Raw genomic sequence first — 5,384 nt, forward strand, 5'->3', positions numbered from 1 at the left:
CCTCGGCTTAACGAAAACCTCGGCATAATCGGCGTGGAAGACCACGCCCTCGGGCTTGTGGTTCTGCCGCAGCAGGCACGCCCGGCGCAACGCGGACTCAATCAGCTGCGAGTTCTGCACCGTGGACATCGACCACCCCAGCACCCGACGGGAGTGGGCGTCAGTGACCAGGCACAGATACAGCCATCCTTCACCGGTACGCAGATACGTCACATCAGATATCCACACCTTGTCCAAGGCTCCTTGATCCCAGGTGCGCTGGACTCGATCAGGGATCCTGTGGGGCTTGACTCCGGCGATGGTGGTTACCGGGGTGAACATCCTGGGTGAGATGCCCTCCAACCCCTGGCGGCGCATCGAAGCAGCTACGGTCTTCTTATCGACTTTGACTCCTTCACGGTCCAGCTGGGCGGTGACCCGTGGGGCGCCGTAGACATCATCGGATTCGACATGGACCTTCCGGACTTTCGCATCGATCACGCGCTGACGGGTCGCCCGCGGCCCCGGGGGTTTCACACCCCGGGCGACCCAGGCGTAGTACCCCGAAGCTGAAACGCCCAGTAACCTGGCCATCCGGGTGACCTGGTGGTTGTGCTTCTCCGCGTGCATCAGTTCAAACCGCTCCGATCCTGACGCCTCTGCGCGAAGAAGCTCGCGGCTTTTCCCAGGAACTCATTGTCCTTCCTGGCCTCATAGAGCTCCTTAGCCAGCCTGGCGTTCTCGGCTTCCAGCTCCTCGACCGTGCGGCGCTTAGCAGGCTGGGTGGCCTGCCGCTCGGCCTCGACCCACCGGCCCAGAGTCTGGGGCTTCACCCCGATCTCATCGGCCACACCTTTGATGGTCCGCCCGGTATCGATCACCAGCCGGGCCGCTTCCCTTTTGTACTCCGGAGTGAAGTTCCGGCGTTTCCTCGTCATGGATTCCATCGTGACACCTTCCCGGTAACAGCGGGACTGCTACCAATCTCAGATGTCCACTACTTCAGGGTAGGCCCACCATAGTCAGCGGTAAGTGCTGATTTAGGGGCTTATCGAGAAGATACGGCGTGGCGTCTTGATTTCCGTTCCCGTCACTCATGGACGCCTCATCAATAGTGCAAGGCTCGTCAAAGTCGTTCCAGACTTCCCAGCCGTAGGGGACTACACGCCATTTCAGGATGCTGTCACTGTGCCAATCAGTCATGTATCCACACTACCCACTCAAGCCCTCACTGCGCCGCAGTGGGTGCTTTCTATTGCCCGGACCATGAAGGGAAATTATGCCCAACATCAAGCTGCGCGAGACCGTGCACGACCTAACACGCCGCCATATACGCCGCGACGGGCTCCTGCACGGCCAATGGGAAGACGCACTACTGGACCAACTGCAAGAGGCCGTCACCGTCATCGGCAGCGGCAGCGGTGGCGCCACCACCGAAACAGCCGCGCCAGCCAACCTGCTGGCCGTAGACACCCAGAACGCCATCGCCGAAGACGTGCGCGACACTGCCAGAGCCAGGGGAGAAGACTGGCAGCAGCCAGTCAAGGCAATCCTGCAACACTGGGGCGATCATGCCACCGACGACGACATGCGCCTGACAGACCTGGCGCTAGACATCGCCGACCGGATACGCGGGGCCATAGAACGGCAGGTGAAACCAATCCCACTAGACCACGCATGCCCCGTGGACAGCTGCGCCAAGCGCCACATACGGCAGCAGGATGAGGCCGGTGACTGGGTGAAACGGCCAGCACTGCTGGTCACCTGCCGAGACGACAACGGGACAGGGCTAGGCTTCCGTGACTGGGTAGTGCACTGCGCAGCATGCGGGGCATGGTGGCAAGGTTGTGAAGCCATCGCATGGCTGGGCCGCACGCTGATAGGCAACCGCGACAGAATGACAACAGTGTGATTCATCGTGCGTCATGGCTAACGCCAACCAGTAGTTTCTCTACTATTAGCCCTTGCCAATCAGACAGGGGCTATTTTGTGCGGTCGGGGTTCGTAACGAGCAGTTTCGTGCCCTGATGCCCCGACGGGGCCTGTTATTGTCGTTCCCGTGACTGCCTTTACGGATCCCGTCGAGCCAACCTTAGGGGGCGACGTAGTTCGGGGCCTGACGACGCGTAAGACCGACTTGATGGAAGCATTCCAGGGCGGCACGATTTCTGCGATCGCGGCATCTGCTGGTTGTAAAGTGAATGGTTGGAACATTGACGATGGCATAGATTTCACGCTGGTGCACAACATTGCGGGCGAGCGAATGCCTCTCGATGTACAACTGAAGGCGACGACTGTCGGCTGGAACGCTTCGAAAACAGCGCTGTCGGTCAGGATGAGTCGTAGACGGTACGACGAGATGCGTAACCTCGGCAAGGGTATTCCGGGGATTCTGGTTACGATGGATCTTCCAGAAGATCAAGCACAGTGGGCTCAAGTCACTCCGCCCGAAACGATACTTCGGCACAGCCTATATTGGACCCCAATGCGGGGGGCCAAGAGTATCCCAGGCAGCAGCGAGACAGTGACCGTGTCGGTGCCGAGCAGTATGGTGTTTGACGACCACATATTGTGTCAGATCATGGCTCGACTCAGGGCTGGAGGGTTTCCTTGAAAGACTCGAGCACGGATGTTGAAATACTGACTCAGGCACTGACTCGGCTTGGCTGGCATGCAACAGGCTCATTTAGAGACGTTGTCCAGTACTGGGAGCCTAATACTGCCAAGGAAGACGGCAACGAGGTGGACGAGATCCTTGTACCACTGGCCCCGACCGCTGCAGACTTTCGCACTATGTTTAAACGTGCTGTAGATGCTTTGGAGATTAACTACGGCGCGCTGGCACGCAATACTCTTCAGACAGTCGAGATGATGGTCAAGTTGGACCTGGACGAAATTCTGGTTCGGCGCGAGACCCCTGACGATACTGGCTTGATTAGCTGGGCCGGCGGAAATTCCCTAGTTCAGGGCGCTCGAGAGCTGTTAGTTGCGTCTGCAAAAGCTACGAGTAAACCCCGGCGGCGGTTTGCGAACGCTGAATCCACGATCGCCGAGGACTTTCTAGCTGCTTGCCGAATGGGACAGACGCAAGTTGGCAGCTACGTCGTCACTGCACTCGCCCCCACTCACGGTAGTTTTGCCGCTTCAAGAAATAACAAAAAAACTCCGGTTTTTCGCGGCCGAGACATTACGCAAACTCTGGTGAACGCGCTCGGAGCATCCTCAGAAGCTATTGTAGAGGCCCATTCGGGGGCGGGTCCCGAAAACTTTGAAGCTTATGTGCCGAACGGGGTGTCACTTGAGCTCCTAAGGGGGCTAAGACACGTCGTGTCGGACGAGGTGGAGTCGAGTGTAACCGTTGAGGTTCATTCCGATGAGTCACTTTTCGAAGAGCACCGGCCTGCAACTCAGGAGTTTGTGTTTACTCCCGAAGACGCGTTTACACTAGCGCGGGCCGAAAAGTACTTCGAGCAGGCGCCAGCACCCCAAGTCAGGGAGGTTTCCGGCGAGGTAGTGCTGCTAAAGAACTCCGCTCTAGGCGGGGAGCATCAGATTAAAGTGAGGGGCAAGCTGGATGGTGTTAGTCGAACCGTTACAGTAACTCTTTCGCCCGAGCAATACGAGTCGGCACTTCAAGCTCACCGAGATCAAGTTCGCTTGACAGTTCGGGGAGAAATGGAAAAAAAGTCCCGCCGGCTGATCATCCATGAATCGAACTTGGTTCGCGTAGAATCTGATCAAATTCTTGCCCCACGGTCGGATGAACCCGAATTCGATTTCTCCGACTTGCTGGACGAGTAACCAAGCTGCCTTCGGCGTCCAGTATCCTGCTTGAGATGGTCATATTAGGGGGAGAATGGACGACGGGCGAACCATACCCGCATGGAACGGGTGCCGAGCAAAAAATGCCCTAAACCATGTAAAAAACAAGGGCCGAATTTCTGGGACATCCTGCTGCATCTGTCAGCAACCCATCGACTATGAGCTGCCCAGCACAGACCCAGATGGGTGCAGCGTCCAACACATCAAATCCCGCGCACTGTTCCCACACCTGACCTGGGATCCAGCCAGTTGGGCACCCGCGCACCTCGCATGCAACCAAGCCGAAGGCAAGACAGCAACAGTCGCCATCGGCCAGACCTCGCGCGCATGGTGACGTAACAATCGCCGCGCTTCCATTCTCAATAAGAACGCAAAAACGCTTAGATTCACCGAAAAAATGGGCGAAGGTCGAGCGAATCAAGCCGAATCGGCCAGCAAATTTTATAAATAGGGGTATGGGGGCCAAAACTCTGCCCCTAGGGGCCCGGCAACAGCGGGGGGTAAGCGACCTCCCTCCCCTGGGGGCCACCCCATCGCGCGCGTATAGACTACTATTCATAGTAAGAACGACGCAAGCCGGGCTCCTCTCATGCTTACCGAATGTGTTGCCTTCCGACATGGAACGCGGGCGAATGACCCGCAGTGTTGTCGTCGTCTGCGGTCATCCAAGTGGGCAAGAGAACCCTTGCCCGGCAGCCGAGCATGCAAGTGTTTGACCGTGGATGTTGCCGAGTGGTGTCTGCGCGCCAATTGAATGCGGCCATTGCGAAGCTGGCCGAGGATCCTGCAACAGAGGCAACGTCATTCGTTTTGGTGCCTCGTTTTCGGCACGAGAGGCCTGCGCTGATGGTCGGCGCCCCCTATCCATTCCAGCAGTGGAGCGTTCCGTGAGTCGGTCCCCAGGTGTACATTGGGCTGGATACGGTCCAATTTGCCTTTCACCAGGTCATTTCTGGTGACAATACCGCGCAAGCGCTTGATCCCTACTGGCCCTAGAAACCCTTAGGTTACGGCGTCATGCATGAGTTTGAAGACCAGTCGAGAACTCATGGAGATTCCCATGCCCCATGTCAGTTCGGCGTGCACCCGAGGGTAGCTGTATGTTCCGCGTGAGACGGGATGGACTGCGTAGATCGGCCCTTCAGCAAGTCCCTGCGAATCTGTGACGGCGCACGAGGACGTTTGGAATGCCTTTAATAGTCGACTCCCAGCACACGGCAGGCCAACTTGTCACCTGTTCCTGCATCAGCCTCCACAAACCGACTCCAGACCCCTCTGTAGAATTTGAGGCGGTCGGTGGTCCCTACCGTCCACGCCGGCGGCTACTATAGATGCAATACATCCGCCGAATGTCTGTGGGTTCTATAAGGCGCCTGACTGTCAGAACCGTCCGAAGTTGACTTTCCGAAGTTTTAGACCATTGTAATCACTAAAAGGAAATACATCTATGATCATTTTAGTCGGTGTCGACGGGAGCGAGACAGCGCTAAGGGCTGCGAAGAAAGCAGCGACTCTCGCGAGCGCTCTTGAAGCTGAATTGCATATTTTATCGGCCGGAGCGTGTCAAATCAAATGAAACATGG

At 57.3% G+C, this 5,384-nt stretch carries 4 protein-coding genes and 1 pseudogene; 4 read left to right on the forward strand and 1 reads right to left on the reverse strand.

The annotated features are described in order from the left end of the window. Positions 1 to 926 (reverse strand): annotated as a pseudogene (locus FEF27_RS12830) (IS3 family transposase); the annotation flags it as partial. A gap of 332 nt (positions 927 to 1,258) precedes the next feature. Here FEF27_RS12830 and FEF27_RS12840 point away from each other — a divergent pair. From FEF27_RS12840 to FEF27_RS12855, 4 genes are all read left to right on the forward strand, one after another. Beyond that, on the forward strand, positions 1,259 to 1,891 hold the full coding sequence (locus tag FEF27_RS12840) for a DUF7341 domain-containing protein (RefSeq protein WP_138171281.1): 633 nt from the start codon (positions 1,259 to 1,261) through the stop codon (positions 1,889 to 1,891). 228 nt (positions 1,892 to 2,119) lie between these two features. Next, a complete protein-coding gene (locus FEF27_RS12845; RefSeq protein WP_138171282.1) occupies positions 2,120 to 2,593 on the forward strand; it encodes a DUF4365 domain-containing protein in 474 nt (157 codons plus the stop codon). Continuing rightward, a complete protein-coding gene (locus FEF27_RS12850) occupies positions 2,590 to 3,780 on the forward strand; it encodes a hypothetical protein (protein WP_208009889.1) in 1,191 nt (396 codons plus the stop codon). Before FEF27_RS12845 ends, FEF27_RS12850 begins: the two co-directional genes overlap by 4 nt. 1,468 nt (positions 3,781 to 5,248) lie before the next feature. Beyond that, positions 5,249 to 5,377, forward strand: a complete 129-nt coding sequence (locus FEF27_RS12855) for a universal stress protein (RefSeq protein ID WP_138171284.1) — start codon at positions 5,249 to 5,251, stop codon at positions 5,375 to 5,377. Positions 5,378 to 5,384: the final 7 nt, after the last annotated feature.

Origin of the sequence: Nesterenkonia sphaerica (assembly GCF_005771565.1) — a bacterium.
In the GTDB taxonomy this organism is placed as follows: domain Bacteria; phylum Actinomycetota; class Actinomycetes; order Actinomycetales; family Micrococcaceae; genus Nesterenkonia; species Nesterenkonia sphaerica.

Bases quoted from the DNA above. Each gene is read 5' to 3' on its own strand.
- FEF27_RS12855 (WP_138171284.1), top strand. From the start codon at position 5,249: ATGATCATTTTAGTCGGTGTCGACGGGAGCGAGACAGCGCTAAGGGCT.
- FEF27_RS12840 (WP_138171281.1), top strand. From the start codon at position 1,259: ATGCCCAACATCAAGCTGCGCGAGACCGTGCACGACCTAACACGCCGC.
- FEF27_RS12845 (WP_138171282.1), top strand. From the start codon at position 2,120: ATGGAAGCATTCCAGGGCGGCACGATTTCTGCGATCGCGGCATCTGCT.